Origin of the sequence: Thiohalobacter thiocyanaticus, assembly GCF_003932505.1 — a bacterium.
Classification (GTDB): Bacteria; Pseudomonadota; Gammaproteobacteria; order Thiohalobacterales; family Thiohalobacteraceae; genus Thiohalobacter; species Thiohalobacter thiocyanaticus.
Genome location: NZ_QZMU01000001.1, coordinates 1,757,024 through 1,774,556 on the forward strand (window position 1 = coordinate 1,757,024; position 17,533 = coordinate 1,774,556).

17 protein-coding genes are annotated in these 17,533 nt (G+C 64.9%); all 17 read right to left on the bottom strand.

Features of this window, described 5'->3' with window-relative positions; translation table 11 throughout:
- Nucleotides 1–101: 101 nt before the first annotated feature.
- The 17 genes from glmS to D6C00_RS08335 all read right to left on the bottom strand — a co-directional run bounded on the left by glmS (nucleotide 102) and on the right by D6C00_RS08335 (nucleotide 17,507).
- Entirely contained in the window at nucleotides 102–1,934 is a 1,833-nt protein-coding gene (gene glmS, locus D6C00_RS08255) for a glutamine--fructose-6-phosphate transaminase (isomerizing) (RefSeq protein WP_125181284.1), read from the bottom strand.
- 245 nt (nucleotides 1,935–2,179) lie between these two features.
- Complete coding sequence (gene glmU / locus D6C00_RS08260) at nucleotides 2,180–3,550, bottom strand: bifunctional UDP-N-acetylglucosamine diphosphorylase/glucosamine-1-phosphate N-acetyltransferase GlmU (protein ID WP_177433219.1); 1,371 nt, start codon at nucleotides 3,548–3,550, stop codon at nucleotides 2,180–2,182.
- 193 nt (nucleotides 3,551–3,743) lie between these two features.
- The gene (locus tag D6C00_RS08265; protein ID WP_125181285.1) at nucleotides 3,744–4,229 is read right to left on the bottom strand and encodes an FKBP-type peptidyl-prolyl cis-trans isomerase; all 486 of its coding nucleotides are present in this window, start codon (nucleotides 4,227–4,229) and stop codon (nucleotides 3,744–3,746) included.
- Nucleotides 4,230–4,478: 249 nt separating this feature from the next.
- Nucleotides 4,479–4,898 (bottom strand): F0F1 ATP synthase subunit epsilon, encoded by a 420-nt coding sequence (locus D6C00_RS08270; protein ID WP_125181286.1) that lies wholly within the window; start codon nucleotides 4,896–4,898, stop codon nucleotides 4,479–4,481.
- Nucleotides 4,899–5,074: 176 nt separating this feature from the next.
- On the bottom strand, nucleotides 5,075–6,451 hold the full coding sequence (gene atpD / locus D6C00_RS08275) for a F0F1 ATP synthase subunit beta (RefSeq protein ID WP_125181287.1): 1,377 nt from the start codon (nucleotides 6,449–6,451) through the stop codon (nucleotides 5,075–5,077).
- 105 nt (nucleotides 6,452–6,556) lie between these two features.
- On the bottom strand, nucleotides 6,557–7,417 hold the full coding sequence (atpG, locus tag D6C00_RS08280; RefSeq protein ID WP_125181288.1) for a F0F1 ATP synthase subunit gamma: 861 nt from the start codon (nucleotides 7,415–7,417) through the stop codon (nucleotides 6,557–6,559).
- 92 nt (nucleotides 7,418–7,509) lie between these two features.
- Nucleotides 7,510–9,051 carry a F0F1 ATP synthase subunit alpha gene (gene atpA / locus D6C00_RS08285; RefSeq protein ID WP_125181289.1) on the bottom strand — a complete coding sequence of 514 codons (1,542 nt, stop codon included), beginning with the start codon at nucleotides 9,049–9,051 and terminating at the stop codon, nucleotides 7,510–7,512.
- A gap of 13 nt (nucleotides 9,052–9,064) precedes the next feature.
- Nucleotides 9,065–9,601: a F0F1 ATP synthase subunit delta gene (locus D6C00_RS08290; protein WP_125181290.1), complete on the bottom strand. Its 537-nt coding sequence runs from the start codon at nucleotides 9,599–9,601 to the stop codon at nucleotides 9,065–9,067.
- A gap of 10 nt (nucleotides 9,602–9,611) precedes the next feature.
- Nucleotides 9,612–10,082, bottom strand: a complete 471-nt coding sequence (locus tag D6C00_RS08295) for a F0F1 ATP synthase subunit B (RefSeq protein ID WP_125181291.1) — start codon at nucleotides 10,080–10,082, stop codon at nucleotides 9,612–9,614.
- A gap of 62 nt (nucleotides 10,083–10,144) precedes the next feature.
- Nucleotides 10,145–10,381 (bottom strand): F0F1 ATP synthase subunit C, encoded by a 237-nt coding sequence (gene atpE / locus D6C00_RS08300; RefSeq protein WP_096363897.1) that lies wholly within the window; start codon nucleotides 10,379–10,381, stop codon nucleotides 10,145–10,147.
- Nucleotides 10,382–10,433: 52 nt separating this feature from the next.
- Complete coding sequence (gene atpB / locus D6C00_RS08305; protein WP_125181292.1) at nucleotides 10,434–11,303, bottom strand: F0F1 ATP synthase subunit A; 870 nt, start codon at nucleotides 11,301–11,303, stop codon at nucleotides 10,434–10,436.
- Nucleotides 11,293–11,658, bottom strand: coding sequence for an ATP synthase subunit I (locus D6C00_RS08310; RefSeq protein ID WP_158675364.1), 366 nt, complete (start codon nucleotides 11,656–11,658; stop codon nucleotides 11,293–11,295). The genes atpB and D6C00_RS08310 overlap by 11 nt, the downstream gene beginning before the upstream one ends.
- A gap of 197 nt (nucleotides 11,659–11,855) precedes the next feature.
- On the bottom strand, nucleotides 11,856–12,770 hold the full coding sequence (locus D6C00_RS08315) for a ParB/RepB/Spo0J family partition protein (protein ID WP_125181294.1): 915 nt from the start codon (nucleotides 12,768–12,770) through the stop codon (nucleotides 11,856–11,858).
- Nucleotides 12,771–12,790: 20 nt separating this feature from the next.
- A complete protein-coding gene (locus D6C00_RS08320) occupies nucleotides 12,791–13,603 on the bottom strand; it encodes a ParA family protein (RefSeq protein ID WP_125181295.1) in 813 nt (270 codons plus the stop codon).
- Between the two features lie 193 nt (nucleotides 13,604–13,796).
- Nucleotides 13,797–14,483, bottom strand: a complete 687-nt coding sequence (gene rsmG, locus D6C00_RS08325) for a 16S rRNA (guanine(527)-N(7))-methyltransferase RsmG (protein ID WP_206609533.1) — start codon at nucleotides 14,481–14,483, stop codon at nucleotides 13,797–13,799.
- A gap of 13 nt (nucleotides 14,484–14,496) precedes the next feature.
- On the bottom strand, nucleotides 14,497–16,389 hold the full coding sequence (mnmG, locus tag D6C00_RS08330) for a tRNA uridine-5-carboxymethylaminomethyl(34) synthesis enzyme MnmG (protein ID WP_125181296.1): 1,893 nt from the start codon (nucleotides 16,387–16,389) through the stop codon (nucleotides 14,497–14,499).
- Between the two features lie 68 nt (nucleotides 16,390–16,457).
- Nucleotides 16,458–17,507, bottom strand: coding sequence for a GlxA family transcriptional regulator (locus D6C00_RS08335; protein WP_125181297.1), 1,050 nt, complete (start codon nucleotides 17,505–17,507; stop codon nucleotides 16,458–16,460).
- Between the last annotated feature and the right edge of the window lie 26 nt (nucleotides 17,508–17,533).

The following is a 17,533-nucleotide window of genomic DNA, read 5'->3' on the forward strand; positions in this document are numbered from 1 at the left end:
AGGCTGAGCGAATATATCGGCTTAAGTGAAATGCGCATAGCTTTATTCCCTCTTCACTCAACTGATTTTCGCGATGTGACATGGCGAGCAAGCTTAACTAACTACTCAACCGTAACAGATTTCGCTAGATTCCTCGGCTGATCCACATCCGTCCCCTTCAGCACCGCCACGTGATAGGCCAGCAGCTGCAGCGGGATGGTGAAGATGATGGGGGCGATGCAGTCGTCGGTGGGGGCGACGGGGAGCACGGTCATGTTCTCGCTCTCGACCACGCCGGCGTGTTCGTCGGCGAAGACGATCAACTGGCCACCCCGGGCGCTGACTTCCTGCAGGTTGGACTTGAGCTTTTCCAGCAGTTCGTTGTTGGGGGCAACGGCGATGACGGGCATCTCGGCGTCGACCAGGGCCAGTGGGCCGTGCTTGAGTTCGCCGGCGGGGTAGGCCTCGGCGTGGATGTAGGAGATCTCTTTTAATTTTAGGGCGCCTTCCATCGCCACTGGGTACTGAGCGCCGCGGCCGAGGAACAGGGCGTGGTGCTTGTCGGCAAACCCTTCCGCGATCTCCCGGATACGGTCGTCGAGCTGCAGCACATGATCGATCTTGCCGGGCAGGTGCTCTAGCTGGCTGATGATCTTGGCCTCGACATAGGGATCGACGCCGTTGCGCCGGCCCAGGGCGATGACCAGCAGCAACAGCGAGACCAGCTGGGTGGTGAAGGCCTTGGTGGAGGCCACGCCGATCTCGGGCCCGGCGCGGGTCATCAGGGTAAGGTCGGATTCGCGCACCAGCGAGCTTTCCGGCACGTTGCAGATGGCCAGGGAATGGCCGAAGCCCAGGCGCTTGGCCTCCTGCAGGCCGGCCAGGGTGTCGGCGGTCTCGCCCGACTGCGACAGGGTGACGATGAGCGAGTTGTTGCGCACCACCGGCTTGCGGTAGCGGAACTCGCTGGCCACCTCCACGCTGCAGGGAATGCCGGCGATGGATTCCAGCCAGTAGCGCCCGACCATGCCGGCGTGATAGCTGGTGCCGCAGGCGATGATGTGCACGCCCTGGACCTGGTCGAGGATTTCGGTGGCATCAACACCGAAGGCGGCTTCCAGTAATTTATCACCGCTGATGCGGCCCTCCAGGCAGTCAGCCACGGCGCGCGGCTGCTCGTGGATTTCCTTCAGCATGTAGTGGCGATACTGGCCGCGCTCGACGGCGTCTGCAGTCAGCTCCGACTGGCGCACGGGGCGGGAGACCGCCACGCCTTCGCGGTCATAGATGGTGATCGAATCGCGCGTGATCTCGGCGATGTCGCCGTCTTCCAGGAAGATGAACTGCTGGGTCACCGGCACCAGAGCCGCCACGTCGGAGGCGATGAAGTTCTCGCCCAGGCCCAGGCCGATCACCAGCGGGCTGCCGCGACGGGCGGCGATGATGCGTTCGGGGTCGCTGTTGGTGACCACGCCCAGGGCATAGGCACCATCCAGATCGCCGACGGAGGCCTGCACGGCGGCTAGCAGATCGTGCGACTGCGCGTAGTGATGATGCAGCTGGTGGGCGATGACCTCGGTGTCGGTCTCGGAGGTGAAGCGGTAGCCCAGTTCCTTTTGCTGTGTGCGCAGGGCGTCGTGGTTCTCGATGATGCCGTTGTGCACCACGGCGATGGTCTCGTTGCACACATGCGGGTGTGCGTTGCCCTCGCTGGGCCGGCCATGGGTGGCCCAGCGGGTGTGGGCGATACCGGTGTGACCGGGCAGCGGCTCACTGCTCAGGGCATCGCCCAGGACGGCCACCTTGCCCATGGCGCGCTTGCGGCTGAACTTGTGCTCGGGCGTGACCACCAGCATGCCGGCCGAGTCATAGCCGCGGTACTCCAGCCGTTTGAGGCCTTCGAGCAGGACGGGCGCGACATCGCGCTGGGCTACGGCTCCGACGATTCCGCACATTTGATTATCCTCAAGATCAAAAGATTCAACGCAGAGGCGCTAAGGCGCAAGGTTCGCGAAGAAATCGAGAATTATTTGTAATGCCTGCAGCTCCAGTTGCACTTATGAGAACACTGCCATTCCAGTGCAGACCGGAATCCAGTAACCGCTGCGGTATCTGGATCCCGGCCTGCGCCGGGATGACGGTATACTTAACTTTCGCAATTATATTCTTTGCGTTCTTCGCCTCTCTGCGTTAAAGCTTTTTAGTCCTTTTTCTTAACAGGCCGCTTCCAGCCCTCGCGGGTCTGTTGTTTGCTCCGGCTCAGGGTGAGTTCGCCGGCGGGCGCGTCGCGTGTGAGCGTGGTGCCGGCGCCGATGGTCGCGCCTTTGCCCACGGTCACCGGGGCGACCAGCTGGGTATCGGAGCCGATGAAGACCTCGTCCTCGATCACGGTCAGGTGCTTGTTGGCGCCATCGTAGTTGCAGGTAATGGTGCCGGCGCCGATGTTGACCCCGGCACCCATGCGGGTGTCGCCGATGTAGCTCAGGTGATTGACCTTGGAGCCCGCGCCGATCTCGGCCTTCTTCACCTCGACGAAGTTGCCGACGTGCACGCCGTCGGCCAGCCGCGTCTCGGGGCGGATGCGGGCGAAGGGCCCGATGCGCGCGCCGGCGCCGATGACGGCGTCCTCGATCACGCAATTGGCCAGCACCTCGGTGCCGGCGCCGATGGTCACATTCCTCAATACACAGTTGGGGCCGATGCGGACATTATCCTCCAGCCGCACCTCGCCTTCGATGACCACGTTCACATCAATGCTGACATCCAGGCCGTGCTGCAGCCGGCCGCGCAGGTCGAAGCGCCCGGGATCGAGCAGAGTGACGCCGCCGAGCAGCAGCGCCTCGGCATGCCGGCGCTGCCAGGCGCGTTCCAGCTCGGCCAGCTGCAGGCGATTGTTCACGCCCAGGATCTCTTCCGGATACTGCGGCTGGACCACGTTGATGGCCACACCTTCTCGGGCGGCCATCCCGGTGACGTCGGTCAGGTAATACTCGCCCTGGGCGTTGTCGTTGCCCAGCCGGCCGATCCAGTCCTTGAGCGGCCGCGCCGGAGCGGCCATGAAACCGGTGTTGATCTCGCAGATCTGCAATTCGGCTTCGCTGGCGTCCTTCTGCTCGACGATGCCGGTCACGCAGTGATGATTGTCGCGCACGATGCGGCCGTAGCCGGTGGGGTCGGGTAGGGTGGCGGTGAGCAGGCCCAGGCTGTCGTCGCCCGCGGCGTCGGCCAGAGCGGCCAGGGTATCCTGACCGATCAGAGGCACGTCACCATACAGAATGAGTATCCGGGCATCGTCGGGGACGTTCGGCAGGGCCTGGGCGACGGCATGGCCGGTGCCAAGCTGTTCGGCCTGTTCCGCCCACTGGATATCATTCCGCCCGGCGAAGGCCGCACGCACCTGTTCGCCACCGTGGCCATAGACCACATGGATGCCGGCCGCGCCCAGGGCACCCGCGGTCTCGATGACATGGCCGAGCATGGGCCGCCCGGCGATCGGGTGCAGCACCTTGGGCAGGGCCGAACGCATGCGCGTGCCCTGGCCGGCGGCGAGGATGATGACGTGCAGCTCCATGGAAATGATCTCAGGCTCCAATGCCATTCAACTTGTGCCCCCTGTCCCTCAGGGAGAGGGGTTGGGGTGAGGGGGTAATGGTGGTCACCTTGCCCCCTCACCCTGACCCTCTCCCCCAAGGGGGAGAGGGGAAATCGTGTAAGTTACGCTTATCCGATACTTTTTGTCATAGCGGTCGCGGTCCGCACCCGCTTTAGTGCACCGTCGACTGGCCGCCCTCGCCAGCCGCCACGATATCCTCGGCGGTTGCGTCACGGATGTGCTCGACCTTGACGCTGAACACCAGGTTCTTGCCGGCGAAGGGATGGTTGCCGTCCACGGTCAGGCGGCCGTTCTCGATCTTCGTGACATAAAACATCCGGCTCTCGCCCTGGTCGCTGCGCATCTCCACCTCGGCGCCGAGATTGCGGTACTGCTCCGGGACATTGTCGAGGTCGTCGGTGAAGGTCAGGCTCGGATCATACTCGCCGAAGCTCTCCTCGGGGGTCAGACTGACCTCCACGGTTTCGCCCACGCGTTTGCCTTCCAGGGCGGCCTCGATCTTCTCGAACAGGTCGGAGCGTCCGCCGTGGATATAGCTGATGGGCATGTCGCTGTGCTCCAGCAGATTGCCCTCCTCGTCCTTGATGCTGTAGGTAATGGCGACGAGCGTGTTGGGGGCGATGCATTTCTCGGACATTCGGCCGTTCCTGATTGCGGGTTCAGCTTCCCATTCTATCGTATCCGGGGGGCGCAAACGAACAGGGGGCAGCCGGTGGCTGCCCCCTGTTCTGCTTTCCCGTCATTGCGATGCCCAGAGCCGAAGGATGGGGTACCCATAATGAAGCCCGAAGGGATTCTATGGGAGAAGCGCGGCAATCCCGTAACAAGGCAACAGCCGGTTGGCGATTGCTTCGTCGCCTCGCTCCTCGCAATGACGGTCGATGAACTACCTGGATTTCTTCAGCTTCTGGATGGTGCGCAGCTGCGCGACCGCCTCGGCCAGCTCGGCCTGGGCCTTGGCGTAGTCAATATCGGCCTTGTTGTCGGCCAGGGTCTTCTCGGCCTCCTGCTTGGCCTGCAGGGCGGCGGCCTCGTCCAGGTCCTTCGCCCGCATGGCCGAGTCGGACAGCACGGTCACCACGTGCGGCTGCACCTCCAGCATGCCGCCGTTAACGAAGAAGGTGTGCTCCTCGCCGTGGTCGTCCTGGACCCGCACCTCGCCGGGCTTGAGCCGGGTCAGCAGCGGGGTGTGGCGGGGCGCGATGCCGACCTCGCCCATCTCCGCCGGGGCAAAGACCATCGTGGCGGTGCCGGAGAAGATCTCCGCCTCGGCGCTCACGATATCCACATGAAAGGTCATAGCCATAATTATAGATCCGATTTAACAGTAGCCTGAAATATTGACTACAAGTCAAAAAACACCGTCATCCCCGCGGAAGCGGGGATCCAGCAGCCGCGGCGGTATATGGATTCCCGCCTGCGCGGGAATGACGCCATATATCGGTTTCCGCTTGTATCCTGCACCTTGCCTCATGTATCTCCTCACAACGACTTGGCCTTCTCGACCGCCTCGTCGATGGTGCCGACCATGTAGAAGGCCTGCTCGGGCAGGTGGTCGTACTCGCCGTTGACGATGGCCTTGAAGCCGTTGATGGTGTCCTTCAGGCCCACGTACTTGCCGGGCGCGCCGGTGAAGGTCTCGGCCACGAAGAAGGGCTGCGACAGGAAGCGCTGGATCTTGCGCGCCCGGGCCACGACCAGCTTGTCCTCCTCGGACAGCTCGTCCATGCCCAGGATGGCGATGATGTCGCGCAGCTCCTTGTAGCGCTGCAGGGTACCCTGCACGGCACGGGCGGTGTCGTAGTGATCCTGGCCGATGACCAGCGGATCCAGCAGGCGCGAGGTGGAGTCCAGCGGATCCACCGCCGGGTAGATGCCCAGCTCCGCGACCTGACGCGACAGCACCAGGGTTGCGTCCAGATGCGCAAAGGTGGTGGCGGGCGAGGGGTCGGTCAGATCGTCCGCGGGCACATACACGGCCTGGAAGGAGGTGATGGAGCCGGTGCGGGTGGAGGTGATGCGCTCCTGCAGCACGCCCATTTCCTCGGCCAGGGTCGGCTGGTAGCCCACCGCGGAGGGCATGCGGCCCAGCAGTGCCGAGACTTCGGTGCCGGCCAGGGTGTAACGGTAGATGTTGTCGATGAACATCAGCACGTCACGGCCTTCGTCGCGGAAGAACTCGGCCATGGTCAGGCCGGTCAGCGCCACGCGCAGGCGGTTGCCGGGGGGCTCGTTCATCTGGCCGTAGACCAGGGCCACCTTGTCGAGGACGTTGGCTTCCTTCATTTCGTGATAGAAGTCGTTGCCCTCGCGGGTACGCTCACCGACGCCGGCGAACACCGAGTAGCCGGAGTGCTCCATGGCGATGTTGCGGATCAGCTCCATCAGGGTCACGGTCTTGCCCACGCCGGCGCCGCCGAACAGGCCGACCTTGCCGCCCTTGGCGATGGGCATGATCAGATCGATGACCTTCACACCCGTCTCGAGGATCTCGACGCTGGCCGCCTGATCGGCATAGGCCGGGGCAGCCCTGTGGATCGGCATCCTCTCCTGGGTATCGACCGGGCCGGCCTCGTCGACCGGGTTGCCGAGCACGTCCATGACGCGGCCCAGCGTTGCCGTCCCGACGGGTACAGAGATGGGCGCACCGGTGTTGTCCACGCTCAGTCCACGCTTCAGCCCGTCGGTACTGCCCATGCCGATGGTGCGGACCACGCCGTCACCGAGCTGCTGCTGCACTTCCAAAGTGATGTCGAGGTCCTTCACCTTGAGCGCGTCGTATACCTTGGGCACCGAATCGCGGGGGAATTCCACGTCGACAACGGCGCCGATGATTTCAACGATGTTGCCCGAACTCATGTTGATGTCCTCTCGTAAGTCTGAATCTTTGTCTTTCGAATCGCTCGATTCGGCTGAAAACATGTCCAGCTGCATGGCGCGATCCGCTCTTGGAATCCGTGGGTCTTAAACCGCTGCCGCGCCGCTGACGATCTCCGACAGCTCCTGCGTGATGGCGGCCTGGCGGGCCTTGTTGTAGACCAGCTGCAGCTCGTCGATCAGGGTGCCGGCGTTGTCGGAGGCCGCCTTCATGGCGACCATGCGCGCGGCCATCTCGCAGGCCACGTTCTCCACCGCGCCCTGATAGACCAGCGATTCGATGTAACGCATCAACAGGCCGTCCATCACCGGCTTGGAGTCCGGCTCGTAGATGTAGTCCCAGTGATGGACAAGTTCCTTTTCCTCGCTCGGCGCGACCGGCAGCAGCTGCTCGATGGTCGGGGTCTGGGTCATGGTGTTGACGAATTCGTTGGAGGCTATGTACAGGCGGTCGATCCGGCCTTCGTCATAGGCATCCAGCATGACCTTCACGCTGCCGATCATGTCGCCCATCGCGGGCGCGTCACCCAGATGGGTGGCCTGGGCGGTGATGTTGCCGCCGATGCGCTTGAAGAACTGCAGCGCCTTGTTGCCCAGCACCGTCAGGTCGATCTCGTAGCCGGCCTGGTCCCATTCCTTCATCCGGGCGATGACCTTCTTGAACAGGTTGATGTTCAGGCCGCCGCACAGGCCGCGGTCGGTGGAGACGATGATCAGCCCCACCCGCTTGACCTCGCGCTCGATCAGGTACGGGTGCTTGTACTCGGGATGCGCGTGTCCGACGTGCGCGACCACGCTGCGGATCTTCTCGGCATAGGGGCGCGTGGCGATCATGCGCTCCTGCGCCTTGCGCATCTTGCTCGCCGCCACCATTTCCATCGCCTTGGTGATCTTGCGCGTGTTCTGGATGCTCTTGATCTGGGTGCGTATCTCTTTCGCGCCAGCCATATCTAAATCCCGGGAGTTGGGGGTTGGGGTTTAGGGAATGGGGAAAAGGTCAATACCCTGACCCCCAATCCCTGACACCTATTCCCTGTACATTACCAAGCGCCGTTGGCCTTGAAGTCCTCGACGCACTTCTTCAGCCCGGCCGCGATCTCGTCGTTGTAGTCGGCCGATTCGTTGATCTGGTTCATCAGATCGGTGAAGTGCGACTTCATGTGCGCGTGCAGCGCGGCCTCGAAGTCGACGACCTTGTTGTTGTCCAGGTCGTCGAGGTAGCCCTCGTTGGCGGCATACAGCGACACGGCCATCTCGGCGATGGACAGCGGTGAGTACTGCTTCTGCTTCATCAGCTCGGTGACGCGCTGACCGCGCTCGAGCTGCTTGCGGGTGGCCTCGTCCAGGTCGGAGGCGAACTGGGCAAAGGCCGCCAGCTCGCGGTACTGGGCCAGCGCCAGACGCACACCGCCGCCGAGCTTCTTGATGATCTTGGTCTGGGCCGCGCCGCCGACACGCGATACCGACAGGCCCGCGTTGATGGCGGGGCGGATACCGGCGTTGAACAGGTCGGACTCCAGGAAGATCTGGCCGTCGGTGATGGAGATGACGTTGGTCGGCACGAAGGCGGACACGTCGCCGGCCTGGGTCTCGATGATCGGCAGGGCGGTCAGCGAGCCGGTTCTGCCCTTGACCTCGCCGTTGGACTCGCGCTCGACATAGTCCGCATTGACCCGCGCGGCGCGCTCCAGCAGGCGCGAATGCAGGTAGAAGACGTCACCCGGATAGGCCTCGCGGCCCGGCGGACGCTTGAGCAGCAGCGAGACCTGGCGATAGGCCCAGGCCTGCTTGGTCAGGTCGTCATACACGATCAGGGCGTCCTCGCCGCGGTCGCGGAAGTACTCGCCCATGGCGCAGCCGGCGTAGGGGGCGATGTACTGCATGGCGGCCGACTCGGAGGCCGAGGCCGCCACCACGATGGTGTGCTCCATGGCGCCGTGCTCTTCGAGCTTGCGCACTACGGCGGCGACCGAGGAGTTCTTCTGGCCCACGGCAACGTAGATGCACTTAACGCCGGTGCCCTTCTGATTGATGATGGCGTCGACGGCCACCGCGGTCTTGCCGGTCTGGCGGTCGCCGATGATCAGCTCGCGCTGGCCGCGGCCGACCGGGACCATGGCGTCGATGGCCTTCAGGCCGGTCTGCACCGGCTGGTCCACCGACTTGCGCCAGATGACGCCGGGGGCGATCTTCTCGATCGGGGAGGTGATGCTGCTCTCCACCGGGCCCTTGCCGTCGACCGGGCTGCCCAGGGCATCGACCACGCGGCCGAGCATGCCTTCGCCGACCGGCACTTCCAGGATGCGCCCGGTGCACTTGACGGTGTCGCCCTCGGTGATGTTCTTGTAATCCCCCAGGATAACCGCGCCGACGGAGTCGCGCTCCAGGTTCAGCGCCATGCCGTAGACGTCACCGGGGAACTCCAGCATCTCGCCGGCCATGACATCGGCCAGGCCGTGGACGCGGGCGATGCCGTCGGTCAGGGAGACCACGGTACCCTCGGTGCGGGCCTCGGCCGCGCCCTCGAATTTTTCGATGCGGCTCTTGATCAGCTCGCTGATTTCAGTCGGATTCAGTTGCATTGGTGTATTCCTCTCAGTGGCTCAGGGCGCTGGCCAGGCGGCTCAGCTTGCCCCGGACCGAACCATCGATAACGGTATCGCCCGCGCGAATGATCGCACCGCCGACCAGACTCTCGTCGGTCCGGCATTCCAGTTCCACCTCGCGCCCGAAGCGCTGCTTGAGCGCCTCCAGCACGGTGGCCTTGTGCGCCTCGGTGGCGGGGAAGGCGGTGATCAGCTCGGCCTTGATCGCGCCCTCGGCCGCGCTCTTGTGTTCCTGGAACAGGCGGAACATCTCCGGCAGGGCGGTCAGGCGGCGGTTCTCGGCCAGGACCTTGATCAGGTTTCTGCCTTCGTCATTGATCCGGTCGCCGCAGATCTCCAGAAAGACATCGGCGAGCTGCTGCTCGGTCAGACGCGGGTTGTCGAGCAGGCGCTGCATATCCGGGTCCGAGGCGACGACGGCCATCAGGCCGAGCATGTCGGACCAGGCATCCAGGGTCTGCTGCTCCCGCGCCAGCCGGAACACCGCCTGGGCGTAGGGTCGCGCGATAGTGGTGAGTTCGGCCATGGCGTTGTACCTAGATCTGGGCTGCGAGCTTGGTCAGCAGCTCGTTATGCGTCTGCTCGTTGACCTCGCGTTCGAGCACCTTTTCGGCGCCGGCGACGGCGATGCTGACCACCTGGCCACGCAGCTCCTCCTTGACCCGGTTCAGCTCCTGGTCGAGCTCGTTGCGGGCCGCGGCGATCATGCGCTCGCCCTCGGTACGGGCATCGGCCTTGGCCTCCTCGACGATCTCGGCGGCACGCTTCTCGGCGCGGGAGATGATCTCCTGGGCCTGCTGCTTGGCTTCAACCAGGGATTCCCTGGCGCGTTCCTCTGCCAGCTCATGCTCGCGCTGTCCCCGCTCGGCGGCGGCCAGACCATCGGCGATGGTCTTCTTGCGCTCGTCCAGCGCCTTCATCATCGGTGGCCACACATACTTCATGCAGAACCACACGAAGACGACGAATGCGATCATCTGGCCGATGAGGGTTGCATTGAAATTCATTTCGTCACCTCGTGGTTACGGGCGTTCATCACGGTTTCGAACGGTATTGCCGGAACCCGTGATCAACCACCCGCGACGGCGAACAGCACGTACAGCGCCAGACCGACGGCGATCATCGGCACGGCGTCGACCAGGCCCATGACGATGAAGAACTGGGTACGCAGCATGGGGATCAGCTCGGGCTGACGTGCTGCACCTTCCAGGAAACGCCCGCCGAGGATGCCGATACCAACCGCCGCGCCCAGGGCGCCCAGGCCCATCATCAGTGCGCCAGCGATGTAGAGCAATGCAGATTCCATGATTATCTCCTGAAGTTTAGATGCAGATTAAAGTCGAAAAACGAAAGCGATATTAATGATGTTCCTGGTGAGCCATGTCCAGATACACCACCGTCAGGGTCATGAAGATGAAGGCCTGCAGGGTGATGATCAGTATGTGGAAGATGGCCCAGCCGAGCTGCAGCAGCCCGCCGAAGCCAGCCATCACGATCCCGGCGCTGTACATGAGCGCGATCAGGATGAAGATGGTTTCGCCGGCGTACATGTTGCCGAACAGTCGCAGTGCCAGGGAGACGGGCTTGGCGATCAGGGCCACGCCTTCCAGGATCAGGTTGATGGGGAACATCCACTTGGGGAAGGGCTGGAAGGCCAGCTCACCGAAGAAGCCGCCGACGCCCTTCATCTTGATGGAGTAGTAGAGCATCAGGATGAACACGCCGAGCGCCAGGCCGAAGGTGATGTTGGGGTCCGTGGTGGGCACGACCTTGAAGTAGACATGATGCGGATCCACGCCCAGCACGTGCTGGCCGAACAGCTGCGCCAGCCAGGGCAGCAGGTCCACGGCGATCAGGTCCATGAAATTCATCAGGAAGATCCAGCCGAAGATGGTGAAGGCCAGGGGTGCGATCAGCGGGTTGCGACCGCTGAAGGAGCCGCGCACGGTATCGTTGATGAAATCGACGATCCACTCGCAGAAATTCTGCAGCCCGCCGGGCACGCCGGCATGGGCATTCTTCGCGGCCTTGCGAAAGATATAGAACAGGATGAAGCCGAGCAGCACGGACCAGAACATGGAATCGACGTGGATGGCCCAGAAGCCCATCTGGGCGGCCTCTTCGCCGGTATGGGCGAAGCCCCAGCTGCCGTCGGGATGCTGACCGAAGGTGAGGTTGGTCAGGTGGTGCTTGATGTATTCACCGGATGTCAGGGTGTCACTCGCCATGCGTTGTCAGTCCTGTCTTGAAGCTTGAAATCATGAGCACCAGCTGGCCGGCGATGAAGGCACCCAGCAGCGGCAGCGGCGGCAGCTCGAGTGCGCCCAGACCTGCCACGAACAGCATGATGACGATGACGAGGCGCTCGATGGCGGAGAAAAAAAACGCCCGCAGATCCCGATTGACATCCGTCGCGGGGCGTCGAGCCAGCCGATGCGAGCGCCAGGCCAGCAGTGCCGTGTTCGACAGCGCGATGCCGGCCCCGAACAGCCAGGCGATCGCGACCTCCGGCGGCCGCACCATAACCAGGGTTCCGGCCGCCAGGGATAAAATAACTAGCTGAAGAATCAATATCTTACGCATGCCGCCAAGCACCAGGTCATGTTGCCCATGCTACCCGGCCGACCGGCTGTACACGGCAGGCGTAAACTATCGGACCTTCGTAATGGAGGTTGTCCGGCCGCCTCGACCGAACGGGCGCGCAGTATAGATATTCCGGGCCATGGGGTCAATGGGCGGATAAAAATACGTTATGCATCCATCGCGCTTGGTTTTGGTCGTCATTTGATGTGATCGAGGATGCCGTCGAGCTCGTCCAGGCTGTTGAAGCTGATCACCAGCCTGCCCTTGCCGCCCTTGCCGGCCTGCAGCTTCACGTCGGCGCCCAGGCGCTCGGCCAGGTCCTGTTCCAGGCGGCGGGTATCGGGGTCGGCGGCCGGGGCCGGCGGCTTGCGTCCGGAACCCGGATCGCCCTGGTGGCGCTTGACCAGGCGCTCGGTCTCGCGCACCGACAGGCCGCGGCTGATGACGGTGCGCGCCAGCTCGCTCTGGGTCGCGCCGCCGGCACCGAGCAGGGCACGGGCGTGGCCCATCTCCAGCTTGCCGGCCTCGACCAGCTGGCGGACATCCTCGTTGAGTTCGAGCAGGCGCAGCAGGTTGGTCACCGAGGTGCGCGAGCGCCCCACGGCCTCGGCCGCCTGCTGGTGGGTCATTTCGAATTCCTGCAGCAGGCGCTGCAGGGCGCGCGCCTCCTCCATCGGATTGAGGTTCTCGCGCTGGATGTTCTCGATCAGCGCCATGGCGATGGCGGCGCGGTCGGGCACGTCGCGCACCACCGCCGGGATCTCCTGCAACCCGGCCAGCTGGGCCGCGCGCCAGCGCCGTTCGCCGGCGATGATCTCGTAGCGGGTCTGGTTGCCCTCGCCCCCGATCGGGCGTACCACGATAGGCTGGACCACGCCCTGGGCGCTGATGGAATCGGCCAGGTCCTGCAGGGATTCGGTATGCATGTCCTGGCGCGGCTGGTACTTGCCGCGCTGGATCAGGTCCACCGGCAGCTCGCGCAGGCCCTCGCGGTCGGGCGCCTGCGCCGCCACGGCCGCCTCGCCCGCGGCCGCTGCCGGCGTCCCGGCGGCCTTGCTGCTGCCGAGCAGCGCATCCAGTCCCCGTCCCAGTCCCCGTTTTTTCGTTGCCATGCCTGTCGTGGTTCCTGTGTTCAGTGCGTCGAGGCCGCGGACGTTTCGGCAGCCATGCCGGTGCGGCGGTCCTGATCGCGGCGCACCATTTCCCCCGCCAGCGCCAGGTAGGCCAGCGCCCCGCGCGAGGCCTTGTCGTAGCGCAGCACCGGCATGCCGTGGCTGGGCGCCTCGGCCAGACGCACGTTGCGCGGCACGATGGTGCGGTAGACCTTGTCGCCGAAGTGCTCGATCAGCTGTTCGGCCACCTGGTTGGCCAGGTTGTTGCGGGCATCGAACATGGTACGCAGCAGCCCCTCGATTTCCAGCTCCGGGTTCACCGCACCGCGCACCTGCTCAATGGTGTCCATCAGGGCCGAGAGTCCCTCCAGGGCATAGTATTCGCACTGGATGGGGATGAAGACCGCATCCGCCGCCACCAGCGCGTTGATGGTGAGCATGTTCAGCGACGGCGGACAGTCGATGAGAATGAAATCATAGCGTTCGCGCAGCGGGCGCAGCGCATCGCGCAGCCGCGACTGGCGGTCCTCGGCGTTGAGCAGCTCCACCTCGGCGGCGGTCAGATCGCTGTTGCCGGGCATGACATCGAAGCCGGCCGCCTCGGAGGCCATCACCGCCTGGGCGGCATCGACCTCATTGAGCAATACGTCGCAGCTGCTGTATTCGACCTCGTGCTTGTCCACGCCGCTGCCCATGGTGGCGTTGCCCTGCGGATCCAGGTCGATCAGCAGTACCCGCCGCCGGGTCAGCGCCAGCGCGGCGGCCAGGTTCACGCAGGTGGTGGTCTTGCCCACGCCGCCTTTCTGGTTGGTGATGGCCAGGGTTCGAGTCATGCAACAGGCTCTGGAATTATTCGTGCAACTGCCATCGTCATTGCGAGGCGCGCAGCGCCGCGGCAATCTCTATACGGCTGAGCTGGTGTTACGAGGTTGCCGCGCTTGCCCATAGAATCCCTGTCGGGCTTCATTATGGGTACCCCACCCTCCGGGTCTGGGCATCGCAATGACGGATTAATAATAATGTCGTTTAACTGATGTTTGCGATGATTTCAACGATATGCCGCTCGGCGTCCAGCCCCGGCACGTTCAACCGGTGCACCGCCTTGACGATGTCCGGGTCAGGCAGGGACTCGATCTCGGTGACCGGATAGACTCCCTTCATGGCCAGCAGCACGCCGCCGGGTTTGCAGTGCGGGGCCCCCTGCTCGTACATGTCCTGAACCGAGGAGAAGGCCCGGCTGATCACGGTATCGAATTTTTCCGTCTTCGGATAGTCCTCGATCCGCACATGCTCGACCTGCACGTTGCCCAGTTCCAGCTCGGCCACCACCTGGCGCACGAAGCGCAGCTTCTTGTTGCTCGAATCCAGCGTGACCACATCCCACTCCGGCCGCGCCAGGGCCAGCACCAGGCCGGGCAGGCCGGCGCCGGTGCCGATGTCCAGAACCCGCGGGCCCTGCACGTAGGGCAGGGCGGCCAGACTGTCGAGGATGTGGCGGGTGACCATGTCCTGCGGCTTGCGCACCGAGGTCAGGTTGTAGACCCGGTTCCACTTGGTCAACAGGTCAACGAAATCGCGCAGATCCTGCTGGATGGCATCATCCAGCGACAGGCCCAGGGCCAGGATGCCCTCGGCCAGCTGCTGGTCCACCGGCGGCTGCGGCCGGTTGCCGTGCGACTTGTTGTGTTTGATACGTCGAGCGAAGGCTGCCACGTGAATTGGTCCTCTAGGCGCTGCGGCGCGCCGGCTGGCCGCCCTTTTTCAGATGCACCAGCAGCAGTGAGATGGCGGCCGGGGTCACGCCGGGAATACGCGCGGCCTGGCCCAGGGTCTGGGGCCGGTGCCGGCGCAGCTTCTCGCGCACCTCGGCGGACAGGCCGGTAACGGCATCATAGTCCATCTGCTCGGGCAGGGGCTGGGTTTCATACCGGCGCTGGCGTTCGATCTCGGCCTGCTGGCGTTCGATGTAGCCGGCGTAGCGGGCCTGGATCTCGACCTGCTCGGCCACCTGCGCGTCCGGATGCGCCGGGCCGAGCCCGTCCAGAGCGGTGATCATATTATAGGTAAGATCCGGCCGCCGCAGCAGGTCATGGGCGCGGTATTCGCGGCCGATGGGGGTGGCGTGCCCGGTCTCGAGCTGGCGGGCGGCCGCGCTGCCGGGGCGCACCCAGGCGCCCTGCAGCCGCCGGGTCTCTGCCTCGATGGCCTCGCGCTTGGTGGTGAAGGCGCGCCAGCGGGTGTCATCGACCAGCCCCAGCTCGCGCCCGGCCGGGGTCAGACGCAGGTCGGCATTGTCCTCACGCAGCAGCAGGCGGTATTCGGCCCGGCTGGTGAACATGCGGTAGGGCTCGCTGGTACCGCGGGTGATGAGATCGTCGATCAGCACCCCCAGATAGGCCTGATCGCGCTGCGGCCACCAGGGCGCACGGTCCTGCACCCGCAGGGCGGCGTTCAGGCCGGCCAGCAGGCCCTGGGCGGCGGCCTCCTCGTAACCGGTGGTGCCGTTGATCTGGCCGGCGAAGTACAGCCCCTCGATGACCTTCGTCTCCAGGCTGTAACGCAGATCGCGCGGATCGAAGTAATCGTATTCGATCGCATAGCCGGGGCGGGTGATGTGGGCCCGTTCGCAGCCGGGAATGGAACGCACCAGCGCCTGCTGCACGTCGAAGGGCAGGCTGGTGGAGATGCCGTTGGGGTAGACCTCGTGGGTGTCCAGGCCCTCCGGCTCGATGAAGATCTGGTGCGAGTCCTTGTCGGCGAAGCGCACCACCTTGTCCTCGATGGAGGGGCAGTAGCGCGGGCCCACGCCCTCGATCACACCGCTGTACATGGGCGAGCGATCCAGCCCGCCGCGGATGATGGCGTGGGTCTGTTCCGTGGTACGGGTAATGAAGCATTCCACCTGGCGCGGGTGCTCTTCGGGCCGGCCGAGGTAGGAGAACACCGGTACCGGGGCATCACCGGGCTGGGCCTGCATCGCCGAAAAATCCAGGCTGCGACCGTCCAGGCGCGGCGGTGTGCCGGTCTTGAGACGCTCGACCCGCAGCGGCAGCTCACGCAGCCGCGCGGCCAGCGCATTGGCGGGCGGGTCTCCGGCACGGCCGCCGGCATGATTCTGCTCGCCGATATGGATGCGCCCGCCCAGGAAGGTGCCGACGGTCAGAACCACGCAGGGGGCGGCGAATTTCAGCCCCATGCCGGTCACCACGCCGGTGACGCGTCCGCCTGCCACCATCAGGTCTTCCACCGACTGCTGGAACAGGCTCAGGTTCGGGGTGTTTTCCAGCACCGGGCGCACCGCCTGCTTGTACAGGGTGCGGTCGGCCTGGGCGCGGGTGGCGCGCACCGCCGGGCCCTTGCTGGCATTGAGGGTGCGGAACTGGATACCCGCGCGATCGGCGGCGCGGGCCATCAGCCCGCCCAGGGCATCGATCTCCTTGACCAGGTGCCCCTTGCCGATACCGCCGATGGCCGGGTTGCAGCTCATCTGGCCCAGGGTCTCGATGTTATGGGTCAGCAGCAGGGTGCGCGCGCCCATGCGCGCCGCGGCCAGGGCGGCCTCGGTACCTGCATGGCCACCGCCGACGACGATGACATCGAATTGATCCTGAACCTGCATGGCTGGCAACAGAGAAAATGGGGGACAGAGCCGAACATTCTATGCAGCCCCGACGGTTTTCGCCAGTGTCACCTACCGGCGACCCGGACCGACCCGGCGCCCGCCAGCGCCTGGCGCAGCACCCCGAACCGGCGCCGGTACTGGCCCGGGGTCAGTCCCACCTGACGTCGGAACAGGCGGCTGAAATAGCCCGCATCCTCATAGCCGACCTCGTTGGCGATGGCCTCGATGGGAGCATCCCCGGTCTCCAGCATCTGCTTGGCCTCCTCCAGACGCAGGGCATGGACGTATTCCAGCGGCGCCATGCCGGTGGCCTGGCGGAAACGGCGCTTGAAGGTCCGCTCGGGAAGGCCCGACAACCTGACCAGGGCGCTGACCGGGTTGGGCTCGGCATAATGCTCGGCCACCCAGACCTGGCAGCGGGCGATGACGGCGTCCTCGACCTGGCGAGTGCAGGCCAGCCGGGCGAAGGGCTGCTGGCCGATGTGATGCCAGTCGATGAGATTGACCCGGGCGACCTGCATGGCCACTTCCACTCCGACGCTGCGCGCGATCAGGTACAGCGCCAGATCCATCCAGGAGGTGCCGCCGCCGGCCATGATCAGGCGCTGACCCGCGCCGCTGGCCACCAGGGCGCGGCGCGGCTGCACCCGTACCCGCGGGAAACGCTCGGCCAGCGTCTCGCACCAGGCCCAGTGGGTGGTCGCCTCACAATCATCCAGCAGTCCGGCCTCGGCCAGCAGCATGGCCCCCGAACAGGCCGCGGCCAGCAGCGTCCCCGTGTCATGGCGCGCGCGCAGCCAGGCGATCTCCGGCGCATAACGCCCGGCCAGGGGCGCATCCGGGGGCAGGTTCACCTCGGGCACACAAATGATGTCCGCCGGCGGGCTGTCGGCGAGGCTGTGATCGGGGAAGATCCGGGCGCCGTTGCAGATCTCCAGCGCCTGCGTGCCGCGCGCCGCCAGCCAGGGCCGGATCAGCTCGGGGCCGGGCCGGCCTTCGGTGACCATACCCCAGTCGCGACCAGCGGAGCGGAACAGGTCGAGCATGCCGTAGACCACCGAGGCGGTGGTTTCCGGGAACACCAGTATGCCAACACTGATGGGGGTATCACCCATGGCCGTTTTGTCCGGTTTCCTGCCCG